20 protein-coding genes are annotated in these 25,242 nt (G+C 51.0%); 5 read left to right on the top strand and 15 right to left on the bottom strand.

Annotation, left to right across the window (positions count from 1 at the left end; genetic code table 11):
* Nucleotides 1-236: 236 nt before the first annotated feature.
* Complete coding sequence (locus MJ611_RS07505; protein ID WP_250429049.1) at nt 237-968, bottom strand: TVP38/TMEM64 family protein; 732 nt, start codon at nt 966-968, stop codon at nt 237-239.
* Between the two features lie 24 nt (nt 969-992).
* A complete protein-coding gene (locus MJ611_RS07500) occupies nt 993-1,811 on the bottom strand; it encodes a rhomboid family intramembrane serine protease (RefSeq protein WP_250429048.1) in 819 nt (272 codons plus the stop codon).
* 195 nt (nt 1,812-2,006) lie between these two features.
* On the opposite strand from MJ611_RS07500, the gene MJ611_RS07495 reads away from it, so the two are divergent.
* Together MJ611_RS07495 and MJ611_RS07490 are read left to right on the top strand one after the other, a co-directional pair.
* The gene (locus MJ611_RS07495) at nt 2,007-3,848 is read left to right on the top strand and encodes a glycoside hydrolase family 3 protein (protein ID WP_250429046.1); all 1,842 of its coding nucleotides are present in this window, start codon (nt 2,007-2,009) and stop codon (nt 3,846-3,848) included.
* 71 nt (nt 3,849-3,919) lie between these two features.
* Entirely contained in the window at nt 3,920-4,636 is a 717-nt protein-coding gene (locus tag MJ611_RS07490) for a hypothetical protein (protein WP_250429044.1), read from the top strand.
* Between the two features lie 83 nt (nt 4,637-4,719).
* Here the strand turns inward: MJ611_RS07490 and MJ611_RS07485 are convergent, their stop codons facing one another.
* The 8 genes from MJ611_RS07485 to MJ611_RS07450 form a co-directional block, all read right to left on the bottom strand.
* On the bottom strand, nt 4,720-5,256 hold the full coding sequence (locus tag MJ611_RS07485) for an NUDIX domain-containing protein (RefSeq protein ID WP_250429042.1): 537 nt from the start codon (nt 5,254-5,256) through the stop codon (nt 4,720-4,722).
* Nucleotides 5,257-5,315: 59 nt separating this feature from the next.
* On the bottom strand, nt 5,316-6,338 hold the full coding sequence (locus tag MJ611_RS07480; protein ID WP_250429040.1) for an SDR family NAD(P)-dependent oxidoreductase: 1,023 nt from the start codon (nt 6,336-6,338) through the stop codon (nt 5,316-5,318).
* A gap of 127 nt (nt 6,339-6,465) precedes the next feature.
* Nucleotides 6,466-7,224, bottom strand: coding sequence for an outer membrane beta-barrel protein (locus MJ611_RS07475; RefSeq protein WP_250429038.1), 759 nt, complete (start codon nt 7,222-7,224; stop codon nt 6,466-6,468).
* 703 nt (nt 7,225-7,927) lie between these two features.
* Complete coding sequence (locus MJ611_RS07470) at nt 7,928-8,836, bottom strand: M20/M25/M40 family metallo-hydrolase (protein ID WP_250429037.1); 909 nt, start codon at nt 8,834-8,836, stop codon at nt 7,928-7,930.
* Nucleotides 8,837-8,897: 61 nt separating this feature from the next.
* Nucleotides 8,898-9,110: a hypothetical protein gene (locus tag MJ611_RS07465; protein WP_250429035.1), complete on the bottom strand. Its 213-nt coding sequence runs from the start codon at nt 9,108-9,110 to the stop codon at nt 8,898-8,900.
* Nucleotides 9,111-9,267: 157 nt separating this feature from the next.
* Complete coding sequence (locus MJ611_RS07460; RefSeq protein WP_250429033.1) at nt 9,268-9,855, bottom strand: hypothetical protein; 588 nt, start codon at nt 9,853-9,855, stop codon at nt 9,268-9,270.
* A 20-nt stretch (nt 9,856-9,875) separates the two neighbouring features.
* Nucleotides 9,876-10,598: a head GIN domain-containing protein gene (locus MJ611_RS07455; RefSeq protein WP_250429031.1), complete on the bottom strand. Its 723-nt coding sequence runs from the start codon at nt 10,596-10,598 to the stop codon at nt 9,876-9,878.
* Between the two features lie 116 nt (nt 10,599-10,714).
* Nucleotides 10,715-11,602, bottom strand: coding sequence for a membrane-binding protein (locus MJ611_RS07450; protein WP_250429030.1), 888 nt, complete (start codon nt 11,600-11,602; stop codon nt 10,715-10,717).
* A 560-nt stretch (nt 11,603-12,162) separates the two neighbouring features.
* On the opposite strand from MJ611_RS07450, the gene MJ611_RS07445 reads away from it, so the two are divergent.
* The gene (locus MJ611_RS07445; protein WP_250429028.1) at nt 12,163-13,599 is read left to right on the top strand and encodes an FAD/NAD(P)-binding protein; all 1,437 of its coding nucleotides are present in this window, start codon (nt 12,163-12,165) and stop codon (nt 13,597-13,599) included.
* 85 nt (nt 13,600-13,684) lie between these two features.
* Here the strand turns inward: MJ611_RS07445 and MJ611_RS07440 are convergent, their stop codons facing one another.
* From MJ611_RS07440 to MJ611_RS07420, 5 genes are all read right to left on the bottom strand, one after another.
* The gene (locus MJ611_RS07440) at nt 13,685-14,287 is read right to left on the bottom strand and encodes a hypothetical protein (protein ID WP_250429026.1); all 603 of its coding nucleotides are present in this window, start codon (nt 14,285-14,287) and stop codon (nt 13,685-13,687) included.
* A gap of 188 nt (nt 14,288-14,475) precedes the next feature.
* Nucleotides 14,476-15,225, bottom strand: coding sequence for a YgaP-like transmembrane domain (locus MJ611_RS07435; RefSeq protein WP_250429024.1), 750 nt, complete (start codon nt 15,223-15,225; stop codon nt 14,476-14,478).
* 145 nt (nt 15,226-15,370) lie between these two features.
* Nucleotides 15,371-16,012, bottom strand: a complete 642-nt coding sequence (locus MJ611_RS07430) for a porin family protein (protein ID WP_250429022.1) — start codon at nt 16,010-16,012, stop codon at nt 15,371-15,373.
* Nucleotides 16,013-16,212: 200 nt separating this feature from the next.
* Nucleotides 16,213-16,782, bottom strand: a complete 570-nt coding sequence (locus MJ611_RS07425; RefSeq protein ID WP_250429020.1) for an outer membrane protein — start codon at nt 16,780-16,782, stop codon at nt 16,213-16,215.
* A gap of 313 nt (nt 16,783-17,095) precedes the next feature.
* The gene (locus tag MJ611_RS07420) at nt 17,096-19,351 is read right to left on the bottom strand and encodes a Tex family protein (protein WP_250429018.1); all 2,256 of its coding nucleotides are present in this window, start codon (nt 19,349-19,351) and stop codon (nt 17,096-17,098) included.
* A 265-nt stretch (nt 19,352-19,616) separates the two neighbouring features.
* On the opposite strand from MJ611_RS07420, the gene MJ611_RS07415 reads away from it, so the two are divergent.
* Together MJ611_RS07415 and MJ611_RS07410 are read left to right on the top strand one after the other, a co-directional pair.
* The gene (locus MJ611_RS07415) at nt 19,617-20,966 is read left to right on the top strand and encodes a neutral/alkaline non-lysosomal ceramidase N-terminal domain-containing protein (RefSeq protein WP_250429016.1); all 1,350 of its coding nucleotides are present in this window, start codon (nt 19,617-19,619) and stop codon (nt 20,964-20,966) included.
* Nucleotides 20,967-21,547: 581 nt separating this feature from the next.
* On the top strand, nt 21,548-25,192 hold the full coding sequence (locus tag MJ611_RS07410; protein ID WP_250429015.1) for a T9SS-dependent M36 family metallopeptidase: 3,645 nt from the start codon (nt 21,548-21,550) through the stop codon (nt 25,190-25,192).
* Nucleotides 25,193-25,242 lie beyond the last annotated feature (50 nt).

Genomic DNA, 25,242 nt, shown 5'->3' with positions numbered 1-25,242 from the left:
ATGTTTGGCTAACGCTTTAAATTCCTAATTTTTAACTTATTTTATCTGCATTATAATTTTACTAATAACACACCTTTTTAGTGCTTGTTTAAGGGCTGCCCAATGAGCAATTTAAGTATAAATAACAGCCTCCTGTTCCTGTCCTGAAAAAGGGAGGAAAACAGCCTTTCCAAACAAAAAAGTAGGCGGAAAATACTTGCTGACGGGGAAGCTTTGATGCGGTAAGGGAAGGTTGATCATAAGTTCCGGCCAGTCTGGTTTTTGTTCCGGTACTTGTCGAAAAGTACGTAGCCAATTAAGACCACAAGACTAATGATGCCTACCCAAAGCAGCCCGTTCTTAAGGCGATCGTTGCTCTCTCCGAGCCATGCCAGCAGGATGGTAAGCGGTACGATTCCGGCGAAGGTGGCTGTCATGAATTTTATAAAACCCATGCCGGTAAGGCCAGCTACAAAGCTAACCGCATCGTTGGAGAGCAGCGGAGAAACACGGGCGATGATGATAGCCCAGATGCCATAGTCATCAACAAAACCGGTTACCTTTCGCTGCGCCTTCTCCCCGATCAGCTTGCTGATGCCCGCCTCCCCGATGCTGCGGCCGATCAGGTAGCCAACCGTAGAGGCTACCAGCACGGCCACCACCGCTATAACCGAGCCCCACACAGGCCCATAGGCAATGATGGCAACCAGCATCAGGGCAACCACATTAACTACGAGCAGGAACATCTGGGCAACCATGGCCAGTACAATAAACAACGGACCCCAGAAGCCAAACTGGCTCACCCATTCCGATATGCGTTTTTCTTCGCCACTGCTCAGTACCTCCCAGCCGGTTTTAACTCCTTCCTGAAAACCGGGAAGTATAAAGTATAACCCGACAAGTATGCCCAAGATAATGCAGGTGATTATCAGGGGGAATCTGCTTTGCCTGATCTGGGTTTTATTCAGCTCCTGCTGTTCGTAGTTCATGCTATTCTGCTTACGTGCACCTACTCAAGACGAAACTCCATACCCGTGGGTTGGCGGCTCTACCATGCCCGTTTGTTTATTCAGAACATATCGTTGTTGAAATTTCTGGTTTTCTGCCGGAGGCGCGATCCGGTAATTGATTTTATACTTGTACAGATCTTTCCCGATGGTGCTGCTCGAGTGTTGTTGCTGCAAAACAGTAAGGGTTGCTATTTCTTCCAGTACCTCGTCAGCAGGTTTTTGTACTGCAACTTTATCTTCCACAAACAGGACAGCGGCCAGCAAACCTGACAGCAAGCCTCCCAGGTGCCCCTCCCAGGAAATCCGCTCTTCTTCCGGAAACAGCCCGTAGAACAAACCTCCATACAAAAACAGCATCGCCAGCGACACCGCCATGGCTGCCCGGTCGCGGCGCAGCAGGCCATTGAAGAGCAGAAAACCAGCCAAACCGTAAATTACTCCGCTCGCGCCTACATGGTAAGCCGGCCTCCCGATAAACCACGTCAGTATCCCGCTGGAAAAATACACGAAGGCAATAACACGCAAAGCTATGTGCCGGTGCATGAAAAGTATAAAACCGGAGAGCAGTACCAGCGGGAACGAGTTAGAAAGCAGGTGCACCAGGCCACCGTGTATGAGCGGCGCCGTAACCAGCCCGATCAATCCGAAAAAGTTGCGGGGCAGTATGCCCAGCCAGGAAAGGTTTGCATCCGTCAGGTATTCCAGTAAACTTATGAGCCACAGCAGTGCTACAAACAAAGCTCCGGGCAGAAAGCTATGCGCAAACCGGCTGTTTTCTTCCTGCAGTTCCGGCGATACGTTACCTGAAAAATGCTGTGGCATCGGGTATATCTGTTAGGGTTTGTGGCAGCGTCTACTGCTAAATATACTTTGTTCGGGTAAAACTACAGCCTAAAAATCACCTTTTTGGCTGTTTTTCCGTAATCAACCTTTCCGGCTGCCCCGGACAGCAGGTTATGCAAATGCAAAACCTGTACCCGTAAACGTAAGTAAAACAGAGGGCAGCCATATGGTACCATGCGCACAAAACCTACTTGTCCTGCTCTTTTGCCAGCCCGCATAAGGCTGCTTTATCCTTTGCTGTTCCTCTTGGTATTGCTTTTGGGAGGTTGCGAGGGCTCCGACACCCAGCGTCAGAGCTACAAGGATACACAGGCTTTTTTCCCGTCGGAGTACGTAGCCCCCACGTCTTTTGTGGAGGCCCTCGAGAACCCTTCGCCCTGGGTAGACTCTGTTTTCAATACCCTGACACCCGATGAGCGCATTGCCCAGCTCATGATAGTAGAGGCTTTCTCGAACAAGGGGCCAAAGTATGAAGCCGACGTGATGCGCCTGATCCAGAAGTATAAGATCGGAGGGATCATCTTTTTCCAGGGCGGACCCGTGCGCCAGGCAAAGCTTACCAACCGCTACCAGGCTGCGTCCAAAGTGCCCCTGCTGATCTCGATGGATGCAGAAACCGGCGTCGGCATGCGCCTGGATAGTACAGTACAATACCCCTTCCAGCAGATGCTGGGAGCTATTGAAGATAACGGGCTCATCTACCGCATGGGCGAAGAGGTGGCCGAAGAATTCAAACGCCTGGGCATGCACGTTAACTTTGCTCCGGTTGCCGACATCAACAACAACTCTGCCAACCCCATTATTGGCTACCGCGCTTTTGGCGAGAACCGGCTGGATGTTACGGCCAAGTGCCTGGCTTACATGCGGGGCATGCAATCACACGGCATCATTGCCACTGCCAAGCATTTCCCTGGCCATGGCGACACCGACATCGACTCGCATTACGACCTGCCGGTCATCAACCACAAACGGCATCGCCTCGATTCGCTGGAACTGTACCCGTTCAAAGAGCTGGTTGAACACGGAGTAGGTGGCATCATGGTGGCACACATGCACATTCCGCACCTCGATGCCACACAAAACCTGCCCTCCACTTTGTCCAAGCCTATCGTGAGTGGACTACTGAAACAGCAGCTTAACTTCAAAGGGCTGATCTTTACGGATGCCATGGTGATGAAGGGTGTGACCAAATACTTTCCGCCGGGCGAAGCCGAAGCACGTGCCCTGATGGCGGGTAACGACGTGCTGGAACGCATGAACAGCGTGCCCAAAGCCATACAGGCCATTAAAGAGGCCATTGCCCGCGGCGAGCTCAAACAGGCAGACATAGACCGCCGATGCAAACGCATGCTGGCAGCAAAGCAATGGGTTGGGCTGGATAAGTATAAACCGATAGAGCTGCACAACCTTTACCAGGACCTGAACCCTGCGGTGGCCGACAGCACCAACCAGGCACTTGCAGAAGCAGCGTTAACCTTGCTCCGGAACCGCCACCGGGTAGTACCGGTGCGCCAGAGAAGAAAGGACAGAATAGCAACAGTTTCCATCGGGGCAAGACAGCCAACCATTTTTCAGCGGGAAGTGAAAAAATATGCCCGCCATACTACGGATTTTGTGCTCTCGAGGAAAGCAGACGAGAAGGAGGTACGAAAGCTGAAACGCCAGCTTAGGCGCTTTGACATTGTGCTGGTAAGTATGTACGGACCAAGTATAAACCCCAGCAACAAACTTGGCTACTCCGAGGAAGCTACCGAATTTGTGCGGGAACTGGCCTCCTCCGACAAGTCCATTATCACCTTTTTCGATAATGCTTATACCTTAGCGCAGTTCGAGGGCATACACAAAGCACGGGGCCTGTTGCTTGCCTACCAGCCACAAGCCCAGGCACAGCGTGCCGCTGCGCAGCTACTTTTCGGAAGGTTGCCGGCCCGGGGCATCCTACCGGTTACGGTTAACAAACATTTCCGCTATGGCGACGGCATCAGCAAGGATAAACCGTTGCTTGCCGGACTCTGAAGTATCCTGAACAGCCTGTTTTCGTAAGTATGACCAACAGGCGCTAAATCAGCCTTAACCAAAATAAAACCATGAAAATAAACCCTATTCATAATGCCATGCGGTATGCAGCTGCACTCTGCCTTTGCCTGGCATTGCTGAGCTGCGAGCGCAACCGAACCGTGGAAGACACAGAAGAAATTACCGTGGATACAGCCGAGCGCGAAGATACCGCGCGCGTAGTCAGGACAGGCAAAACCGCCGAGGACAGGCTGGAGGAACTGCGGGGCTGGATGAACGAAAAATCAGGCAGTGCCGACACAGCCATACGCAGAGACTGGCCGGAGGTAAAAGAGAAATTCAGACAGCGCACTGCCGAACTCGACGAGGACATTGACAGCCTTTCAGCAGAATCGAAAGAAGAATACAACCAACTGAAATCCCGCTACCAGCGATGGGAAGAGCGCCAGGAGCGCCGCCAGCAAACGCCGCTCGACAAAGCGAAGCTAACCCAGTGGCAGGAACAACTGCTGCGGGAATACAAAGATATAAACAAGATTTCGCCACAGAACATACGCGAGGCTTACCTTACCTTTATGGGTGTGGTGCGGGCAAAGCGCCAGAAATGGACCCAGAGCGATTGGGACTACGTTGACTATGTGTACGGACAGCTAAACCAGCGCAGAGGCGAAATTGAAGGCCAGATTGCAAGCGGAGATAACCTGAAGATCAGGTCATTGCAGGCAGAATACCTGACCCTGGAGGGCTCAGCCGATGCCGGAAGCCTGATGCGCGATCTGCGGAAATAGCAGGTATTCACTCCTAAGACCTAACACAACAAAAGCTGACTTGTAGGGCCAGCTTTTGTTGTGTTATTGCATTTCAGGTGTCGTTAATGGATACCTTCTGACTTCTTTTTGCGGTGCAGGCGAACCCATTGCTGGGCAATGATGGTTTTGGCATCCGGCGTAACGAGCTTATCAAGCTCCTGTGGGGTAAGAGCCACCACCTCGATGTGCTCGTGCTCGTCCTTTTTGCCGCCACCATCGGCGTGCTGCTCCGATACTTCAGCATAATATAAAAACACGCGCTCCGTGCAGCCTCCGGGCGAAGAGTAAAAGGTATGCAGGTGCTCCAAGTGATTCACGTGGTAGCCGATCTCCTCCTCTATCTCACGTTTTATACTTGTTTCCGGCTCTTCCCCTTCGTCTACCATGCCGGCTACCACTTCCACCAGTTCCGACTCCGGCCCGATGCGCTGCTGACGGGTAAGTATGTACTTCCCCTGCTCCGTATCAAATACCAGGGCAGCCACTGCATCGCCGCGGTCAAACTGCTCCCGCACAAATGTATGGCCGTGCTGTTCTACGGTTAATTTGTATATTTTAAAATAGCCGTCGTAGGCTTTTTCTCTGTTCTTTATCTTCATAAAGGGAAATGTATAGCTGCCACTTTTCTCTTGTGGCAAGATAGAAAGTATAATCAGGTTTATAGTTCGTTGTTTCGAATTTCTGCTTTCCGGGTACGCTCTGTCCACCCCGATTGGGAAAGTGGCGTTTCGCTCTCATAGCCTTTGGCCCTGCCTTTTCCAATTCCACCTTCACCAGGAAGCAGCCTGTTTATCAAAGCAAAGAACTCGGTTGTCAGTTCCGGCGTCAGGCTGTGTAGCAAGGAGCCGAACTTAGCAGGTAATGAGGTGGTCACTTCGGCATCGCCGTGGCGGCAGGCGTCCAGTATTTCGCGCGCCGATTGTTCTGCCGTGATAGACGTAAGCGGGCTTGAGTCCATTAGTTTAAACAGGGCGTACTCTTTCTTGTGCTGCCCTTTAACAGTAGCATGGCGGGGGCTGCCGGTTTGCATCAGGCCTGGCGTAGCTGTGGTAACAATAATGTTGTATTTCTTCAGTTCGGCACGAAGTGCTTCGGAAAAACCTCTGAGCGCAAACTTGCTGGCGCTGTAGGGTACCAGGTGCGGCACTCCCAGCTTTCCGCCTATCGAAGAAATGTTCAGAATGCGCCCTCCGCCACGCGCCCGCATGGCAGGCAGTACTGCCAGCGTTGTATACAAAGGTCCCCAGAAGTGCACCTTCATTGCTTCGTCAAACTCCTGTACGGTCATCTCAGTCACAGGTCCTGCACTGATGATGCCTGCGTTGTTGATCAGCACATCGATCGGTCCGAAGTTGTTCTGTACATCGTCAATCATCCCGTTTACCTGGTCCTGGTCCGTAACGTCGCACTCTACGACCAGCACATCGGCTCCGCTTCCGGCTAACTCCATGCGTGCATTTTCGAGCTGCGTTCTGTCGCGGGAACACAGCACCAGGCGGGCACCTTCTTCGGCCAACTGCCGGGCCATAACCAGCCCCAGCCCTCTTGCGCCGCCCGTGATCAGCACTACTTTGTTCCTGAAATCGTAGGCATTCAGTTTTCGACCGATGGCCCTGGCGGCGAGCAACGCTCCGGCTCCTGCGGCCAACCACCATAAATTCTTTTTTTGCTGTGCTTCCATAGTTGTAGGTTGGTTAGTGATAGTAAAATCGGCTTTGTAGCAACGCAATTGCCACTGCTCCGACGTTTTCTCTACGGGAAGTACAGGTAGGAGTTAAAAGAATGCTGCCGGCCTAAGTGATCAGGCGTTATTTTTTCTTTGAGAAGATGCTGCTTTTGATGGAAGGCGTATAGAGCAGCTTCACAGTAGCGGTGAGATAATGATCTTTGTTAGACGCATTGCCCAGCCGTGGCCCTATGTTATCCAGGTAGTCGGTTGTGGTAATATGATACAGTATTTCCGGGGCAACGCTGAACTGGTCGTTGAGGCGGAAGCGCATGCCGCCCCCAAACGGTATAACAGCGGCAACAGCAGGGTAATTGCGTTCCGGATCGTAGGTGGTCTGAGAATCGTCCAGGCTGCCCTGTGAGGCAGGATACGACGTAGGCTTGTAGTACACGGCACCTATACCCGCCTTAGCATAAGGTACGATAAAGCGCTTGCGCGAAGAGCGGTAAAGGTTGGAGCCACTGTAGCTGTCGAGCAGGTTCACAACAAACGTTGTAGACAGCTCCAGTACCTCTGAGCGGAAAGCCAGGTCTTTTGTAGGCGTTTTTTCTTCGGCACCCAGTTTAAGGCGCTGTAGTTCTATACTTGCCGCTACCATGGGGGTAAATTTATACATGGCCCCTACCCCGATATTCAGCCCGATGTCGTTGCAGGGTATACTGCCACAGATGTCGCTTTTAACAGCGGCCAGGCCGGTTGTCAGCTGAATGACAATGCCTCGCTCCGGCACCTTGCTTCGCGGGTCAATCCCCAGGAAACGTTTCTGTGCTTCGGCCCGGAAAGCAGCCAGCGATGAAATCAGAAAGAAAAGTATAAAAAGGTAAGAGCTCCTGTTCATATCCCGCGTAGGGTAAGGTGTTTCAAGTACGGTTATTGGTCGAAGTGATTGCCTGGTGCGGCACAACAGAGACAAGTATAACGAAGCCTTGTGACTCATTTAGCTTCTACGACCAGTATACGAAAAGGATGAAGCTTTTACAATAATTACATCATTATATAGAGATAATACAAAGTATAAACAAAATTTATACTTAGAATGTAGTATGGAATCTATACTTATAGCTGAGGTTTGTACTTGTAGCTAACAAGCCTTTGCTTCGTAGCTACTTGCCTTCCTCAGTCTAACTCACCTATTGTTTCATTTTATACTTTGGTGCGCTCAGGGCCGCGGGGCCTCGTCTGGGGTATCGCGCTGTTGATTTGAAGCTGCTCCTCGCTTACGCTGCGGGCTGCTGAGCAAGCTCAGCACCGCAACAAATCAAAGAAGCTCAACCCAAGGACTGGAAATGACTCTGCTTCGTGAGCTGCTATGCAACTTTAACCTATTGTAGGGACAGGTCGCGACCTGTCCGTGCTATACCTGCAGCTATAAAGCTTATACTTCAACTATGGCTATTGAAGGATTCCCCTCTTGAGAGGGGTAGGGGTGTGTTTATACTTGCTCGATGAAATTCATACTTCCAAGTATAGCAACAGCCAAACTCCCCTCCTTAGACAAGGAGGGGAGTTTGGCTGTTGGACAAGAGCAACTATACTTTACCTTATTTCTTCCCCAGCTTCTTGTCCGCCACTTTCAGGAAGTCGATCACCAGCGAGGCTGCGTCCGGATAGAAAGCGGTATTTACGTTGCTGAAATCGTCAGTTGGTTTATGGTAGTGCGGGTGATCCTCTACGCCAAAGTATACATAAGGTATGCCGCGCTTATGAAACTGGTAGTGGTCCGACTGCTTGGTCCAGTCGTCCTGCCCTTGCTCGGGACGGTCGTGCCCGAGCAGTAATTTTGCTTCCGGGCGTGGATCAACCTGCTCCAGGTAAGGCTTCAGGGCCGGGTTATGGAAAGTGCCGCTGGCGTACAGTTCGCCTTTGTTGTTGATGCTCAGCATGTCCATGTTCACATTAAGCAACATGTCCTTCTTCGGAACCGGCAGGTTGTTAAGGAAAGCATTTGCTCCCTGCAAACCAAGCTCCTCGCCATCAAGGGCAACAAAGATCAAGGTATGCTTTGGCTTGTGTTTCTTGAAATAAGTAGCGGCAGCCAGCAATGCTGCCACGCCTGACGCATTATCGTCGGTGCCATTATAGATCTGCCCTTCGCGTTCGCCTACATGGTCGTAGTGCGCTGTTATAACAATGGTCTTGCCGGATTTTCCCGGAATGTAGCCCACCAGGTTGGTAGCCTGCTCTACCACAATCCGCCGCGACTCCAGCCGGAAATGCTGATTGTAAGTGTTGTTGTAAGGCTGTAATCCGATCTGGCTGAAACGCTTCGAGATATACTCCTGCGCCATTTTGTTGCCGGGCGTGCCGCTGAGCCTACCCCCCATAGAATCGGCAGCGAGCACTTTAAGATCTCGTAGCAGTTGTTGCTTATCCAGTACAGCTTTTTGCGACAATCCGGGCACAGCCGTGCACAGGGCAAAGGCTGCAACCAGGGCGATTTGTTTTAACATAGCAAGTGTTTAAACACCCAAGTTAGCACCGGATATTGTCACAAACTATAGCTTCTGCCAATTAAAATTTAGGCCACGGAATCCAGCTTTTACGGCGCAGCGGCAGCTCGTTAGATGAGGTAGTTTTGGTTACTGTGTCAGCTTCTTCCGATTGAACAATCTTTCGGTTCAGCTCCACTACATTGCCACTCATCACCCAGCGGTTCTGAGGTAAAGATTTTACAGATTGAGTAGGCTGTTGTAAGTCTTTTGTGGTGGTTACTTCGTACTTCATTGTTTTAATCTCTTTGGCTAAAAGACGATATTTAAAATAGCAAGCCCCGCGCTACGGAGCTTCTCTGGTTTTAGTTGCAGATAAGAGAAAAACACAAAAAAGGCGGCAATCGTTTCCGTTTGCCGCCTTTTTCGCAAGTTCGTCTTTTACTCCTCTTTTACTGCCGAATATTTATAAATGAGGGAAATTCGACAGGTCCGACCGAAGTTTGAATGGTTGGTTTTATCTGAAGTACAACTTCCGGACGCTTGGATTTATCCTGATTGTTCAGCAACCCTAACAAACCCAGTAGGTTATTGAAGTCCGGCCTTCCGTTCTCCTCGGCCAGCAGCACAGGCGTTTTAATGGAGAGCGTGTTCAAACCGTTACGCAGCTCCACAGGCTCGTTTACCAGGCCGCTCAGGGTTTGTTTTCCATTCAGCAGTAACTGCCATTTGAGCTGGGTAACCGTCATGCTGCGCTCTTTGCTTCCATCTTCCAGCTCCACATTCAGCCCGAGCGTAGAATTGGCAGCCAGTTTATTATCGGATACTGCCGAAAAGAGCATGGCTGCCTCTGCAAAATTAAAGTCCTCTGGGCGCTTCTTGTCGAGCAGGCTTACGCCGTTAAGGTGCAGCTGATCGATACCTGCCAGGCTATACTTAGCATCTTTAAAAGCCTGCAGGTCATCTCGTGTTTTGCAGCTGATACTCAGTGCGAGCACACAGAATACCAGCAGGTAGTTTATATTTTTTATCAACTTCATACTTTCTTATACTTTGGCCTTTAGCGTTTTATTACTTTGCCGGAGCCGGATATTTGGGTTGTTATAGTTGGATCTCCCTTGTAGTATACATTACCGCTTCCGCTGATGTTTACGTCCAGTGTTTCAGAGACTGTTACTTCGGCATTGCCGGAGGCAGAGATCTGCACCGTAGTCGTTTTGGTAGGCAGATCAAACGCCCGGATGTTGCCGGAGCCCGAAATAAAAGCATCATGCTGCAGGGCTTCTCCACCCAAATCAATGTAACCGGATCCGTTCACGCGGCTGATCACTTTATCTGCCACAGTAAGCGCTTTTATACTTCCGGAGCCATTCAACAGCGCCTGAAATTCTGCAGCCTCAAAGTTTTCTTCCAGCTCAATACTGCCGTCTCCATTTATCTCAGCATGCCTGAACTCAGGTACGGTAATAAATACTTCCACCGTCTTGTGGCTTCGCAGGCAGCGATCGATTTCAAGCTGCCAGATGCCGTTGCTTACTTCTGTTTCCAGCTCGTCGAGCACGTTTGGCTGACCTTTTACTTCCACCAACTGCTGGGCTCCTTTCCGGACGTATACTTTGCTGTCGCCGTTTACCTTAACGCCTTCAAAAGAATCAAGGTTCACGACGCGTGTTTCCACATCCCCCTCGCCCCGTATACAGAGGTCGTCATCGTCGCAGGAAAAAATGAGGGCTGCAGCCAGCAGCAGGCTGCAGCCTTTTAAGATGGGTTTAATCAATTTCATAGTTGTAGGTAAATAAGTAGATAGGCCTGCAAATTACCCAATCCCTTTTTGCCTACCTAAACGCTTTCCGGCTGTTCACTCAATAATATCGCCGTGTTACCAAAAATAAGTCCGGCTTAACTGAAATATCCTACCTCCTGCCCTCTCCTGTTTACCACAACGCCTTCTTCTGTTACAAAGAGCGGCTGTATGTAATTGCTTTCGAAGTAAAACGGATACTGCCGGCTATTGGTACGGGCCAGTTTGCCGATCACCTTCGGTCCTGCTTCGGTAAGGTGTACCAGCTGCATGCTTCGTGTCAGGTAAAACTCCTCATCCGGCGCTGCCGCAAAGGTAACTTTGCGCAACACATTGCGGCTGTCGAGGGTAGCAGCAGCCCGGGTGGCTGGCTGTGCTTTTGCCGGCGCCTCGGTGCGGGTTACCGGTTGCACGGGCCGTGCGTTGTTGTTGCTGGCCAGTAGCTGCTCGTCGGCATTACCCCAACCTTTGCTGATGGCAGCCAGGCGGTAGCTTCTGCCCGGGTGCGTTGGGGTATGCTCCTCCTCCGACAACAGGTTGATCGCTGCCTGCGCTTCATCAAGGCTTGCCCCCATCTTGCGCAGCACAAAACCTGAGAACTCATCTGCCTCCAGTTCATCGGCATGGTTGCTGCCGGAGCGGGACAATGTATGGCCGTTCAGGTGATGGCCGATTTCATGGGCAAGTATACTTACGCCGGCCCAGTCGGTGTGCACGGCATTGTTGATCGCGTCCAGAAAACGTTCGTTGTAGAGGATGTAGCGCTTGCCGTTGTAAATAACAGCTGCGGCATTCTCGATGTTGGCCGAACGTATCTCAAAACGTGGCTTCAGCCCCACTACATCGATAATCTCGGTGATGATGTCGCGGGCACCGGCTGGTGCAGTGGCAGTGGCCGACGCAGGTGCAGCCGCCTGGCTGACTACTGGCAATGCCACAATAGCCCACAACAGGAGATAAAAAGAGTACTTTGCGTTTATTTTCATACTTCGTAGTTGCTTAAGTGGTAACAGGAAAGTTTGACCTGCTGCGTATACAGAAGCAAGTATTTTGCCAAAAACACAGGCACCGCGCCTATTTCTTCAACGGCGCAACAACATACTTATTTTAGCATTATGCCACGATGCAGGCTACTTTAACTATAGTTTAACATTCTGCCTTTCCCGCTCCCAAATCACTGTTTTCATCCTGCTGCAAAAGATCACGCAGTAGACTCAGTATGTTTGTGCTGCTTTACCTGCACTTCAACTTCAGAGAGGTGCTATCCACCCGAGGCTGTATAGCCTTGGAGCAAGTATAGACAGGGTTTTATGGACAGCTTTTATCCAGAGCAGTACTGTTAGGTCACGGCACAAATCGATACAGAAAAGAAGAATAATTTAGGTTCAGGTAAAAACCTATTTGCCGGCCGGACGTAATTCCCGTTATTGCTCATCTACATAGCTAGCAGGTAGTTACCACTACAACACTGCTCCAGTTACAGGCGCTTAGCATAAGCTTGTCTGTTTTGAACTTGTAATAACATCTAATCAAGCCTGCTGTATCTATGTCTTCGAAAACAGTCACCATTATCGGCGGCGGTCTGAGCGGAACTTTAACTGCCATCCAGTTGCTGCTGAAGGCCAAAAGCCCCATGACAATTTACCTCCTTGAGCAAGTAGAAAAGCAGTGTTTTCGGGGAGTGGCTTACTCAAGCCAGCTAGCCTATCAGCCGCTTAACGTTCCTGCAAAGGCAATGAGCCTGTTTCCCGACAAGCCTTTGGATTTTGTTGACTGGCTGCAGCAGCACCAGCAGCGTTATACACCCCAATTAAGTATACCGGTTTCAGAAAACGATTTTATTCCGCGCTACATTTTCGGCGATTACCTGCATGCCCGCCTGCAGGAAGGCAGGCAAAGTGCAGCAAAGGGGATAGAGTTCAGCATACTGCAGGCTGAAGCAATAGCTGTAGAACGGGAAATTACAACACAAGAGAAATTACTCGTTACCCTTGCCGATGGCAGGAGTATAGAAAGCGATCACGTAGTACTGGCCCTGGGCAACTTTGCCCCGTCTGATGTACCCATACCTAACATGCCGTTTTACCAGAGCAAAGCATATGCTGCCCTGCCCTGGTCTGAAGAGGCTTTGGCCGATCTACCCAAAGAAGCTCCCGTGCTGCTTATTGGCTCCAGCCTGACCATGATCGACCTGGTAGGCACGCTGGACAAGATGGGCCACCGGGGTAAAGTATACGTGCTGTCCCGCCACGGCATGCTGCCACAGGTTTTCGATACACAAACCAGGCCCTACCAGCTTCCGGCTTTGCCGCTACATCCGCACCTAAGCATACTTGACCTGTTCCGGTTTGTGCGGCAGGAGATACGGGAAGCGGAGGTACTGGGGTATAGCTGGAGGAGCGTGCTCGATGGCTTGCGCGAGCATATTCCTGCCATCTGGCAGGCGCTACCTCTCTCAGAAAAGAAACGCTTTCTGCGGCACCTGCGGCCCTACTGGGAAACGCACCGGCACCGCATGCCGCCCCGCTCCGCAGAGCTGCTACAGCAGCTGCAGGACAAGGGGCAATTAAAGATCATAGCTGCTGACCTGGTTGATGCAGCAACTACGGCCACAGGCGCCAAAGTATACTTTCGGCCAAGAGGAACCCGGCAAGTTGAAGCGTTGGAAGTAGCCCGTGTTATAAACTGTACCGGCCCCACCTCCGACTTCCGGAAGGTAAGCCACCCGCTGGTACAGCAGCTCCTGCAGGATGAACTGATCACCCCAGACCCGCTCTACCTGGGCCTGATGACAGCAGCCAATGGCACGTTGCTGCGCAAAAGCGGGCAACCGATCAGTAATTTGTATACATTGGGCCCACCCCGCAAAAGTATGCTGTACGAATCTACTGCCCTCCGCGAAATCAGACAACAGGCAAAGAATCTGGCCCAGGAGTTGGTGCAGGAAAGTTTCTCCAGCCAAAGAGCGGTACAAGTCGCCTGATGTGAATTTGACAAAGCAGGACATAAAAAATCCACTGCCGCAACAGGCTCTACTTGTTGCGGCAGTGGTTTTTACTTTTCAGACCTTACAAACTTGCCAGTGCAGCCGGCTTAGAAACGGTAATAAACCGGGGCGATTCAATAGCTCCTACAGGTGTTTGTATGGTTGGTTTTATTTTGAGGGTGATGTGCTGCCGGATATCGCTCTTTTTACTTACCAGGCTGATCAGGCGGTTAAGTCCGGCGTAGTTTTGCTGGTTTTCTGATACGGCAATCCCAACCGGTGTTTTGATCGGGATTGTGTTGAGCCCTTCCTGTAGTACAATGGTTTCGTTTATAGTACCGGTCAGGGCCTCTTCCTCATCTACCAGCAACAGCCATTCCAGCTTGGTTACGGTCAGGCTTCTGTCTTCAACAGAGTCCTGCAGCTCTACGTGCAGGGCAAGCGTAGAGCTTACCTGCAACGAGTTACTGGTAACGGCAGCCAACAGGCTGTCGCGCTCACCAAAAGACAGGCCTTGCTGCGCCTGCAATCGTTCTTCCACGTCAATGTCGTTTACCTTCACATCCGAAACACCCTGCAGGCTATACTTTGCCTCTGTAAATGCTTTTATATCCTGCGCCTGTTTGCACGAAAAAGTTGCCAGTACCAGCAACAGCAGCAAACCATAAGCAATTATATCTTTCATTTTATTTCTTCTTTTTCCTCTTTTACAAGCAAAAAACGCACCAGCTATGCTCCTGCGTTACATCCGGCAAGTATAGCCAGATTGCTCGTCACCCTGTATACTCTAACCATAAAAAAGCCAGGTATAGTTCGGCTATACCTGGCTTTATACTTGTAAATGGCTCCTTTTCAGGTAGAGCTATACTCTGATTAGGCGCTGCCTAGCGGTTGCTTGTGCTTTGGATGCGCCTCGCCGGTTTCCATGTAGCGTTTAAAGTACCTAAGATCCCGCTCCACCATTGTTTTGAACATCGGGTTCAGCAATTTGGCAGCCAGCCCCCCTACCGAGCCTGCCGGCGGACTATACGAAATCACAGCCTGTATAATGGTGCCATGCCCCTCCGGCGCGTCCGAGAAACGTACCTCACCGGCATTGTCTATGTCAGATTCGGGCAATGATCTCCAGGCAAGCAGTTCATTTTCCTTTTCCTGGATTATGTCTGCGTCCCATTCTATTTTGCCCAAACCTCCGGGTACTTTGGCGATCCAATGCGAACGTTGCGGCCCCAGCTGGCGCACATCTTCCAGATGCTCCATAAACTTCGGCAGGTTTTCGAGCAGGCGCCAGAACTGGTATACTTCGTGGCGTGGCCTCATCACGGTTATAGTCTTCACGACCTCCATCGAGATGTCGTGCCCGTCGGCGGTGTCACGGCCCATCAACTGGTTCATCGGGCAATAGCCGGTTGCTCCTCTGAACAGCAATATGCCTCCTGCCGTGGCCATTGCCATACCAAGCGCACCCGGCTTTTTGAGCCCGAGCACAGACAAGGCAGCACCGCCTATTGTCGATACGATTCGCTCTGGTGTGCTCACGTTGATGTGGCTAGAACCTGTTGCCGGCGGCGAGATATGTTCCGTGTGCAGCGCTCTTGAAAGATTGGGATTGTATGTATCCATAGCTTTTATAGTTTTTCTAAGGATACGTTTTAAACAGTTGGTATAGTTACTGTAAAATACTGATTAGTTGAGTACAAGCAAGTATAAAAAGGAAGCGGCTCCTGCTATTAGCAGGAGCCGCTTCCTTTTTATACTTGCTAAAAGCTTATTTAGCGCCGAACAGGTAAGCCAGCGAAATGCCAAGCACATTGTTTCTTGTTTTGCTTCCGTCGCCTTCTGTATCGTACAGATTCGTGAATCCAAGGCCGTAGCGCAGGTCCAGGTTCAGCTCGCCAGGACCAACTTTGTAGGCAATACCTACACCAAAACTGGCGCCAAGCTCAAAGCGGTTATCCTCATCATCAAATTCATACTCTTCACTTGCTTTTGTGCCATCAAACTCCATAGAAGCTTTGCCGCTTGCCCAGTAACCGGCAGTTGGACCGCCAGTTGCAAAACCATGCAGCTGCTCTGTTCCGAAAGCTACTTTAGCCAGTATAGGGAGCTCGATGTAGTTTGCTCTGCCTTTCAGGTAAGCTTCGTCTTCGCCGATCTTGTAGCCTTTCTGAATGTAAAGAAGTTCAGGCTGAATAGACAACATGTCGTTGATCATGAAATTTGCCACAGCACCAAACTGTATGCCTGGGTTATACTTGATATCATCGTTTGATATACCGTTTTCATCATCCGATACACTGATCTTTGCAAACGTTGCGCCTACTCGAGGACCAACAGAAACAGACTGAGCCGAGGAAGTATACCCGAAAGCAACTACAAACAGCAGGGATAGTAAAATTTTGATTTTCATAAAAAGGTTTGATAAGTGATTGATGGGGCAAATATCTGAAAAAGAATCAGAACATAGAATAAAGTCTATATTACCAAAAGTATAGCTATACTTGAGGCTTTGGCAGATTTTAATTTAAATGAAAAGAAAAAGCCCCTGCTAATGTATAGCAGGGGCTTTTTATACTTTACACTTTTAGCTGTAGCACTACAGCGAGTGTCTTATTTAAGGTTCAACGGGAAAGATACGCCTGCCTGTAAAACAAACTGTTCCAGTGGCGTATTGTACTTAACCTGAGCGTTGAAATCAAAGCTTTCCAGCGGATAAACCAAACCTGCACCAATGTTCAGGCCTGTTTCACTGTCTGAGGCGGAGCCTTTGCCGTAATCGCCGTAATCGTATCCAACTTTTGCAAAAGCTACCGAAATACCGGCTATACCATAAAAGTTTGCTCCTCCATTTTCAGCAAAGTAATACCTGCCATCCAGGTTCAGGGAGCTTACTCTTACCCATGTTTTTTCTACACTTGATTTAAAGAAATAATCAAAGCTCGGAGCCGCTGCAATTTTATCTGTAAAGAAATATTCTCCGCCAACGTTAAGACCGATTCCGCCTTTTTCAGATCCGTCGTCGTCCATACCCGATTTAGAACCGAAGATAAGTCCAGCATTCAGCCTGATCTTGCTCTGCTCCTGTACTGTATTTTGAGTTGAATCCTGAGCTGCTCCCTGAGCCATAGCTGCCCCGGCAGAAGCCAACATAACTGTAAATAATAGTAATAATTTTTTCATAAAATGTAGATTGGTTGAATTTGATGTGGTAAACATACTAAATCAAACTTTAAATATTAAGCATTCCATATATATAATTTTCCCATGCCATAATGTCTTTTCTATCGCACTTAAACATAAAAAATACCGGATAATTGAATTTCAGCTTGTTACACATCACAACACCTTATACCCGAAATATCTAAAAAACCAATTGCACCATTTCAGCGCCTGCCTGCACTCCTCCTTTAATTATTAGTAACTACCAAACAAAAAAGCCCCGGTACCTGTGCAGTACCGGGGCTTAAAGCCATATTTAGTATACTCTAGAAGCTTACTTGAACCTACCTTTCAGCTGGGCAAGTTTCGCCTGGAAGTCATTCATCGGCTCTTCTTCTTTCTTGTTGCCGCCTTTGCTGCGGTTACCGCCGCCGGCTGGCTTAGGTGCCGCAGGGTCGCCTTTCATACTTAAGGAGATGCGTTTGCGGTTCACATCCACTTCCAGCACGGTCACTTCTACCTTCTGCCCTACTTTCACCACGTCGTGCGGGTTGCTTACAAAGCGGTCTGACAAATGGCTCACGTGTACCAGGCCATCCTGGTGCACCCCAACGTCCACAAAGGCACCGAAGGCTGCCACGTTTGTCACGATGCCCGGTAGCTTCATGCCTTCGCGCAGGTCTTTGATCTCGTTCACGCCTTCGGTAAAGCTGAACGCCTCAAAGGTCTGGCGCGGGTCGCGGCCTGGCTTGGCCAGTTCGCTTACGATGTCCTGCAAGGTCGGCAGACCTACCGTTTCGGTTACGTATTTTTTCAGGTTGATCTGCTTGCGCAGCTCTTCTTTCTGGATCAGGTCCTGCACCGTTACGCCCAGGTCTTTGGCCATCTGCTCCACAATCGGGTAGCTTTCCGGGTGCACCGCCGAAGAGTCGAGCGGGTTGGCAGCGTTGCGGATGCGCAGGAAGCCTGCTGCCTGTTCAAAAGCTTTATCTCCCAGGCGCGGTACTTTCTTTAGCTCGGTGCGCGTACGGAAAGGCCCGTTCTGGTTGCGATATTCTACAATGTTCTGGGCTAAGGATGGTCCCAGGCCGGAAACGTAGGTCAGCAACTGCTTGCTGGCCGTGTTCACTTCCACGCCCACGGCGTTCACGCAGCTCATCACCACATCGTCTAACGAGTGCTTCAGGGCAGTTTGATCCACGTCGTGCTGGTACTGGCCTACACCGATACTTTTTGGATCGATCTTTACCAATTCGGCCAGCGGGTCCATCAGACGGCGGCCGATGGAAACGGCACCACGCACCGTCACGTCCTGATCCGGGAATTCCTCACGGGCTACTTCGGAGGCTGAGTAAATTGAGGCACCGCTTTCGTTCACCATCACCACCTGCACCGAAGCCGGCAATTTCAGACTCTTCACAAAAGCTTCCGTTTCGCGGCTGGCCGTACCGTTGCCGATGGCAATGGCTTCTACTTCGAAGCGGGTAACCATGTAACGGACAGCCTGCGCTGCTTCTTCCTGCTGGCGCTGGCCAGAGTGGGCATAAATGGTTTCGTTGTGCAGCAGCTTGCCCTGCTTGTCGAGCACCACCGACTTCACACCGGTCCGGAAACCTGGGTCCAGGGCCAGCACAGTTTTCTGCCCGAGTGGCGAAGACAACAGCAGCTGGCGCAGGTTATCGGCAAATACACGGATGGCTTCTTCATCGGCACGCTTCTTTGAGCTCAGGCGCACTTCGGTTTCCATACTCAGCTTTAGCAAACGCTTGTAGCAATCTTTGGCAGCCAGCTTCACCTGCTCGGAAGCAGCGTTGTGGCCTTTCACGAACATCGACTCCAGCTTTGCAATTGCTTCTTCTTCATCGGGCTGCGCACTCAGCATGAGCACCATTTCGGTCTCACCGCGGCGCATGGCCAAAATGCGGTGCGAAGGGGCTTTCTCGATCGGCTCTTCCCACTCAAAATAGTCTTTGAACTTCTGGCCTTCTTCTTCCTTGCCCATCATTACGCGGCTCTTGAACACGCCCTTTTTCTCGAAGATCTGGCGCATGGTGGCACGCGCTTCGGCGTTCTCGTTCATCCACTCGGCCATGATGTCGCGGGCACCGGCGAGCGCTTCAGCAGTATCTTTTACTTCTTTCTCTTCCGAGATATAGTTGGCTGCTTCTGCCGTTACGTCAAAGTTTTCCTGCTCGAACAGGCGCTGTGCCAGTGGCTCTAGTCCTTTTTCGCGGGCAATGGTGGCTTTGGTGCGCCGCTTCGGCTTGTAAGGAAGGTAAATGTCTTCCAAGGCAGCCATGGTTTCGGCAGCAAGGATCTGCGCCTCCAGTTCCGGCGTCAGCTTCTCCTGGTCTTTGATAGATTTGAGGATGCTTTCGCGGCGCTTATCGAGCTCGCGCAGCTGCTCCATACGGTCGCGGATAGCAGCGATCTGTACCTCGTCCAGCGAGCCGGTCGCTTCTTTGCGGTAGCGCGAAATAAACGGTACAGTAGCTCCCTCGTCCAGCAGGGTGGCCGTGGCCTCCACCTGTTTGATGGTGATGCTGAGCTCGGTGGCAATCTTTAATAAGTGGTCGATATTCGGTTCCATAAGTATTGGGAATGACGCAAAAATCTCTTTAAAAAGGGACTGAAGCAGGTGCAGGAAAGTATAGAATGCTTGATTATGAGCCTATCACCGCTGCTCCGCCCGCTCTTTTTTACAGGTCCGGAAGTATAATTCCGGATTATAGAAACGCCAAATTTAAGGGATATTGCCTGAAACCGGAAACAACTGGCCCGGGTAAATTAACCGGCACGCTAAACTTCTGCTGCTCAGGCCACAGCTGCTTTAATTTCGTATCTTAGTCGGATTGATGCGCCCGAATTATCCTAAATCCTCCTTGTTCAGCCTCTGCTGGCTGCTGTTGCTCTTTGTAGCACCGTCCTGTGTGGTGCAGCGCCTGGACCGCACCCCGTACCAGCAGACCAGCTACTATACCCAAACCTTAAAAGGATTACAGGAGCAGCAGCCAGCCACCATGGCCGATACCCTGCAGGCTGGCTGGGCAAAAGTGAATATCACACCTGAAGTTGGAACACCGATGGCCGGCTACGGCAAACGCCGCGGCATGAAGTATAACCAGGTGCACGATTCGGTGTGGGTGCGCACCTTTGCTTTTGATAACGGCAAGAGCCAGACATACTTTGTAGCGCTGGACATGCTGATCGCGCCGATGGAAATAACAGCTGCCCTGGAGCAAAAGTATGCTGCACATGGGCTAAGGCCGGAGCAGGTATACTTAACTGCCACGCACACCCACACCAGCTTTGGCGGCTGGGGCAAAAAGCTCGCGGGCCGTATCATGGCAGGCAAGTATAAAAAACGTGTGGTGCAACAGACGACGGAGAAGATCCTGCAAAGTATAAAACTGGCGCAGGCTAACCTGCAACCCACCCGCTTCGGCTACGGAAGTATAAACGCCGCCTCATGGGTTAGCAACCGCCTCACCGGCTCCGAGGCTGCCCGCGACACGCTGCTGCGCTTCCTGAAATTTGAGCAAGCCTCCGGCAGCACTGCCATACTTTGCACTTTCGCCGCACACCCGACCATACTTCCCTCTATGCAGCCTATCCTTTCCCGCGACTACCCGGGCGCACTGGTATATGCTCTGGAACAGAAGTATGATTTTGCTGCTTTCTCGGCCGGGGCTGTTGCCAGCCACCGGGCCGTCTACCACCACGGCGACAGCTTTGAAAGCGTGCAGGAAACAGGGCAGGCACTGGCACAGCTTATACTGGCAGCAGTTCCTGCAGTAAAAACAGCTTATACGTCCAGGCTCGGCTCCTCACGCCTGCCGCTCTACTTACCTGAGCCCCAGTGGCGCATCGGCGACAACCACCGCTTTGCGCCTGGCCTGTTTTATACTTTGTTTGGCAGATATCCGGCTTACCTGAGCAGCCTGCAGCTCGGCAACACGATCATGCTGGGTATGCCTGCTGATTATTCCGGGGAGTTCATGTCGGAACTGGAGCAGCAGGCAAAAGAGCAAGAGCAGCACCTGCTGGTGACAGGGTTCAACGGCGGCTACCTGGGCTACATCATTCCGGATGAACACTACAAGTTGAAGAAGTACGAGGCGAGGGCGATGAACTTTTACGGTCCGCATAGCGGCAGTTACCTGCAGGAGGTGCTCCGTAGGATGATCGGGCTGTACAGACCCTAAAGCGAGGTGCAGTAACCATCCGGAGCAACAGTTTTTAAAAAAACAGTTCTAAAAATTTTTCTTCTAAAAAAGTATAATTCCTACTACCATTACCTTGCTTCCGCTCCTGTAATAAGGGTACTAAAGCTCCTGAATATTGATTATATACATTATTGAAAAAATTATAATATTAAACAAATTACTACCAACACCCCACATCTTTTAATTGCATTCCCCTACTGCTGCTGCAGTTATTGCATTCCCTATGCCTCTCCCGCCTGATTAGCAGATTTTATGACTTCACTCCTCCCATTGCTCTTTTTCGCTCTTAATACACGTCTTATCTTTCTGGAAAAGTACTATTTCAATAATTCCATTGTTATAACGCCAGAATCCAACATGTTTCAGGCCTCGTAAATATCTCATCGCGAACAAAAAACCCGAAGCAACAGGCTTTACATCACTGCACTTTTCAAAGAACATTATTTACCCAACCAGTGATGGCTTCACCCTGAGAGTACAAATACCTTCTATTGAAACAGATAATATCCGCTTACCAAACAGTACCATATGTAACACCTTTAAAACAAACGACACCGCTTATGAGACTAAAAACTACGCACAATTTGCTGTGCCTGCTGGGTATGATGCTCTTCATGCTCTTAACAAGTACAGCAAATGCACAATCGGCACTAGACATTGCCCTCCGACACATAGACCAGACCAAGGCTGAGTATAAACTAACTACTGCTGACCTCTCGGATTATGTAATAACTGACCAGTATGTAAGCAAGAAAAGCGGTGTAACGCACATTTACCTGCGCCAGCGTTTCCAGGGCATCGAGGTGGTGGACGCCAACCTCAACATCAACATCGATCGCGAGGGTAACGTCATCAACATGGGCAACCGCTTTATTCCTAACCTGCGGAGCACTATCAAAAGCAGCAATGCCTCTTTATCTGCCCCCCAGGCAGCACAGGCAGCAGCACGTCACCTCAAGCTCAATACCAAGAAGCCGATCGAGGTAAAGGAGCACAAAAAGCCTACCGACAAAGTAACGGCAGCAGCCAAAGCAGTGGTGCTGAGCGATGGCGGCATTTCGTTATCGCCTATTCCGGCCAAACTGGTGTACCAGCCTATGAAGAATGGAGAGGTACGCCTGGCATGGGAAGTGGCTATTTACAACCTGGATGCGCAGCACTACTGGAACACGCGCGTGGATGCCGCCACTGGCAACGTACTGAAGCAGGAGGACCTGGTAGTGCACGACCGATGGGGTGCCGAAGTAGTAACAGACCAGCCGGCAGGAGCAGAAAAGGCAAGTATGAACCGGGCTTCAAAGGAAGCCGGAAGTATAAAACTGACGCAGCAGAAAGCCAGGCAGGATTTTTATACCCAATTGCTTGCCCCACGAGCTACAGCCAGCAGTGCCGCCGAACTGATCGCTAGCAGTGGCACCTACCGCATATTTGATGTACCCTACGAAACACCCAACCACGGCGAAAGAACACTGGTTACCGGAAAGGAAAATACCGCAGCATCTCCACTGGGATGGCACAACGACGGTACCCTCTCCTATACGATCACCAAAGGCAACAACGTACATGCCTACGAAGACCGTGCAGGTGCCAACGCCGGCATTAGCCCGGATGGCGGTTTCGACCTGAAATTCGACTTCCCGATAGATTTCACACAGGAGCCGGCAACGTATGTTCAGGCTGCTACCACCAACCTGTTCTACTGGAACAACCTGATGCACGACGTTTTCTACCAGTATGGTTTTGACGAAGTAAGCGGCAACTTTCAGCAGACCAACTTCTCCGGCACAGGTCAGGGGCTGGACGGTGTAATGGCCGAGGCACAGGACGGCGGCGGCACCAACAATGCCAACTTCCTGACGCTGCAGGATGGTGTGCCGGGTCGTATGCAGATGTACCTCTGGACCTCCTCGCTGCCAGCCAAGCTGCTGCACATTTCGGCACCGTCTTCTGTGGCAGGTTCTTATACCGGCGTGCAGGCCGCCTTTGGCCCAGACATCAACGAAACAGGTGTAAGTGGTAAGATCGTACTTGCAGACCCAAGCAAAGGCTGCAGCGGTACCACGACTCTACCAAAAGGTTCGGTACCGGTTCCATTTGCCAACCAAAGTGCCATCACAGGCAATATTGCTATGGTAGACCGCGGCGATTGTTCTTTTATTGAGAAGGCCCTGAATGCACAGGCTTCGGGTGCCACAGCGGTTATCGTGGTGAATAACGTAGATGGCCCTGCAGCATCGATGGGTGGTGATGAAACAGGCACCGCCGTGCTCATTCCGGCTATCATGATCAGCAAGGCAGATGGCGATAAACTGAAAGCTGCCCTGGCACAGGGGCTCACAGGAGCTGTTCGGCGCGAAGGCGGTGTTCCTCCGCTGAAAGACGGCGACCTGGACAACGGCATCATCGCCCACGAATACGGCCATGGCATCTCTACCCGACTTACCGGAGGCCCAAGCACGCAGTGCTTATCCGGCGCTGAGCAGGGCGGCGAAGGCTGGAGCGACTTCTTTGCCCTGTACATGACCATGAAAGCAGGCGACACAGGCCCGCAGCGCCGTGGCATTGGCACTTATGTACTTTCTGAAGCAACCGATGGCGGCGGTATTCGTCCGGCACCTTACAGCACCGACATGGGCATAAACCCTTATACTTATGGGGATATTTCTAATCCCGAAATCTCTGTACCTCATGGGGTAGGCTTTATCTGGGCAACCATGCTGTGGGACATGACCTGGAACCTGATCGATGAGTACGGCTACGATCCGAACATTTACAGCGGCAAAGGCGGCAACAACCTAGCCCTGCAGCTGATCATAGATGGCCTGAAACTACAGCCTTGCAGCCCTGGCTTTATCGACGCCCGCGATGCCATACTTGCTGCCGACCGCATCAACAACGGCGGAGCGAACCAGTGCTACATCTGGCGGGCCTTCGCCAAACGAGGTTTGGGCTACAGTGCCAAGCAGGGCAGTAACGACGACCTGACGGATGGTGTTGAGGCTTTCGATATGCCGCCTTCCTGCAATCCGAAACTGGCAATCAAAGTACAAGCAACTCCTTCTCCTGTAGTGGACGGCGAGGTGCTGACCTACAACATCAGCGTAAAGAACGAGACAGCAAGTTCTGTGAACGGAGTAAGTATAACTAACCCGCTTCCGGAGGGTACTGTCTTTGTACAGGAGTCTACAGCAGATGCGCCAAAACTTTCGAACGGCGTGGTAACCTTCAAGTCGGTGAAAATGACCCAGGGCGAGACCATCAACCGCACGTTCAAAGTACGCGTGAACAAGGGCAGCGGCACCACCGTGTACTTCCAGGATGACATGGAAAATGGCGGTGGAAAATGGAAAACCTCGCACGGCCTTGGCCTGAGCGACTGGCAGCTCAGCACGAAAAACCCGTTCAGCGGCACCACCTCCTGGTTTGCTGTAGACCCGGATGCCTATAGCGATCAGTACCTGGTAACAGCGCAGCCGGTAACAATCGGAGAAAATGCGTTGCTGCGTTTCTGGCACAGCTTTGCTACCGAGGCAGGTTTTGATGGCGGAGTGGTCGAGATCAGTACCAACAGCGGCCTGACCTGGAGCAACCTGGGCAGCAAAATGATCCAGAACGGTTATAACGGAGAAATTCCACTGGCAAACGCATCTACCATCGTAGGGCCAGCCTTTACAGGCGGCAGCAACGGCTACATCCAGACGATCGTGGACCTGAGCAGTTACAAAGGGCAAAAGGCGCTCATCCGCTTCCGCATGGGTTCTGATGTACTGACCGGCGCCACCGGCTGGTATGTCGACAATGTGGATGTTGTGAGCAACCCGGTTTCTGTGATCAACACTGCCTACGTTACTTCACGCTTTGGCGGAGACGCACAGGCTACTGTAGAAACGCTGGTATTGAAGAACGCGAGCCTGAGCCAGTCCCTCACCTCAGCAGTACTTGCTCCGGAACAAGCCAGCGCTATACTTTATCCGAACCCGGCCCAGGACAGAATTCACCTGAAACTGGCAAAACCAGCAACAGGTCCGGTAATGATAACAGTAACCAACGCTTTCGGCCAGCAACTGATGCAAAAGCAGCTGACAGCTGAAGAAGCCGGAACAGGTACAGACTTGTCATTAGATGGCTTGTCCTCAGGAGTATACTTCTTCACGATAAGGGCCGGAGACAAGACCGAAACGCATAAAGTAATTGTCAGAAAGTAAACAAGTACTATAAACCCTAATGCAAAGCCATCCCGAGGTTCGGGGTGGCT

Source organism: Pontibacter ruber (genome assembly GCF_023630205.1).
GTDB classification, from domain to species: domain Bacteria; phylum Bacteroidota; class Bacteroidia; order Cytophagales; family Hymenobacteraceae; genus Pontibacter; species Pontibacter ruber.
This window is presented reverse-complemented; position numbering and strand designations above follow the sequence as displayed.

Coding starts and splice junctions, on each gene's coding strand:
- MJ611_RS07460 (WP_250429033.1), bottom strand. CDS start 9,855: ATGAAGTTGATAAAAAATATAAACTACCTGCTGGTATTCTGTGTGCTC.
- MJ611_RS07410 (WP_250429015.1), top strand. CDS start 21,548: ATGAGACTAAAAACTACGCACAATTTGCTGTGCCTGCTGGGTATGATG.
- MJ611_RS07505 (WP_250429049.1), bottom strand. CDS start 968: ATGAACTACGAACAGCAGGAGCTGAATAAAACCCAGATCAGGCAAAGC.
- MJ611_RS07450 (WP_250429030.1), bottom strand. CDS start 11,602: ATGAAAATAAACGCAAAGTACTCTTTTTATCTCCTGTTGTGGGCTATT.
- MJ611_RS07470 (WP_250429037.1), bottom strand. CDS start 8,836: ATGTTAAAACAAATCGCCCTGGTTGCAGCCTTTGCCCTGTGCACGGCT.
- MJ611_RS07430 (WP_250429022.1), bottom strand. CDS start 16,012: ATGAAAATCAAAATTTTACTATCCCTGCTGTTTGTAGTTGCTTTCGGG.
- MJ611_RS07475 (WP_250429038.1), bottom strand. CDS start 7,224: ATGAACAGGAGCTCTTACCTTTTTATACTTTTCTTTCTGATTTCATCG.
- MJ611_RS07490 (WP_250429044.1), top strand. CDS start 3,920: ATGAAAATAAACCCTATTCATAATGCCATGCGGTATGCAGCTGCACTC.
- MJ611_RS07415 (WP_250429016.1), top strand. CDS start 19,617: ATGCGCCCGAATTATCCTAAATCCTCCTTGTTCAGCCTCTGCTGGCTG.
- MJ611_RS07445 (WP_250429028.1), top strand. CDS start 12,163: ATGTCTTCGAAAACAGTCACCATTATCGGCGGCGGTCTGAGCGGAACT.
- MJ611_RS07435 (WP_250429024.1), bottom strand. CDS start 15,225: ATGGATACATACAATCCCAATCTTTCAAGAGCGCTGCACACGGAACAT.
- MJ611_RS07425 (WP_250429020.1), bottom strand. CDS start 16,782: ATGAAAAAATTATTACTATTATTTACAGTTATGTTGGCTTCTGCCGGG.
- MJ611_RS07465 (WP_250429035.1), bottom strand. CDS start 9,110: ATGAAGTACGAAGTAACCACCACAAAAGACTTACAACAGCCTACTCAA.
- MJ611_RS07495 (WP_250429046.1), top strand. CDS start 2,007: ATGCGCACAAAACCTACTTGTCCTGCTCTTTTGCCAGCCCGCATAAGG.
- MJ611_RS07480 (WP_250429040.1), bottom strand. CDS start 6,338: ATGGAAGCACAGCAAAAAAAGAATTTATGGTGGTTGGCCGCAGGAGCC.
- MJ611_RS07455 (WP_250429031.1), bottom strand. CDS start 10,598: ATGAAATTGATTAAACCCATCTTAAAAGGCTGCAGCCTGCTGCTGGCT.
- MJ611_RS07485 (WP_250429042.1), bottom strand. CDS start 5,256: ATGAAGATAAAGAACAGAGAAAAAGCCTACGACGGCTATTTTAAAATA.
- MJ611_RS07420 (WP_250429018.1), bottom strand. CDS start 19,351: ATGGAACCGAATATCGACCACTTATTAAAGATTGCCACCGAGCTCAGC.
- MJ611_RS07440 (WP_250429026.1), bottom strand. CDS start 14,287: ATGAAAGATATAATTGCTTATGGTTTGCTGCTGTTGCTGGTACTGGCA.
- MJ611_RS07500 (WP_250429048.1), bottom strand. CDS start 1,811: ATGCCACAGCATTTTTCAGGTAACGTATCGCCGGAACTGCAGGAAGAA.